Below are 1,158 nucleotides of genomic sequence, written 5' to 3' on the forward strand. Positions count from 1 at the left end.
ATCAAGTACCAAGTATAGCAAATTTTAGTAAAAACAAGAGAGCGTTAAGAAGGAGAATTCTAATGATTAAAAAATTCCAAAAAAAATCATATCGTTGGTCTGCGATAGGCGCTGTGGCAGTGATTGCTGTATCATCTGTATCCTTATTAAATGCCCGGGCTGATATGCCGACTAATTCTGAGAAACAACAAATAGAAGTGAAAAATAATATGAAAGAATCAAAAACGCAAACCGATATTCCTATACAACAAATTGTAGAAAAAATGATTGGTACAAAAAAACAGGCAGAAGCAGAATTTTTTGTTTCCGAAGGAGACTATAATACTTTACTTACAGAGATTGGAGTGGCGAGGAATCTGTTTACGAAAGAAGAATTTGATCGATTCATTACATTGGAAACAGAAGCACATATTTTAGATAAAAAAGTAAGGCAAGTAGGAAGTCCTGAAAAGTTAGACCCAGAAGAGGAAAAAAAATATGAGAAAAACAGTGAAGAAATTGGACCATTTAGAGATAAAATTCATTCGCATTTTAGATTAACTAAAAAGGAAGCACAGAAATATGCTGATTTTCCAATTAACACCCCAAGTTATGTGGTAAAAGGGTTTAAATTAACTGGAGAAGGTGTTAATACACCGATGACTACTGGAAAAATGAATCCCGATTTTATTTATGAATATCAAAATGAAAGTAAAGATAATGTATATATTGTGCACCAATCTGCAGTTACTGCTGAGGGAATAGAATTCTCGAATAAAAAAGCGGATTATAATGAAAAGGTAACAAATTATGAATTAGAAGGTACAAAAATAACCTTAGTTGAAAGTCTTGATACAGAGGAAACCTATAAAGTAATGCAAATGATTGTTCCTGCAAAAGGAAAGAATAGCGCTTTTCAAGTCATAATTCTTGCAGGTGATTTAAGTAAAGAAGAAACAGAGAAAGTTATGCTGTCCTTTCTAAAATAAAAATAGAGTCTCAGGATCCCGTTCTTGAGGCTATATTTTTTAGCTTAAACGAAACCTATAAGTGGGAAGAGAAATTAGTATAGTCTATATAATAAAAAAGTAAAATGATATTTAGTTTTGCTAGCTTGATTGAGGTGGATAAAAAATAACAATTTAAAACATAAATTGAATCTAGGTAGGTATATTGTAT

General features: G+C 31.4%; 1 pseudogene. It reads left to right on the forward strand.

The features are described 5' to 3' along the window. Window positions 1-968: pseudogene (locus D1166_RS30915) on the forward strand (transcriptional regulator); the annotation flags it as partial. Window positions 969-1,158: the final 190 nt, after the last annotated feature.

This window comes from Bacillus sp. ISO11 (genome assembly GCF_003458115.1).
GTDB lineage: Bacteria > Bacillota > Bacilli > Bacillales > Bacillaceae_G > Bacillus_A > Bacillus_A cereus.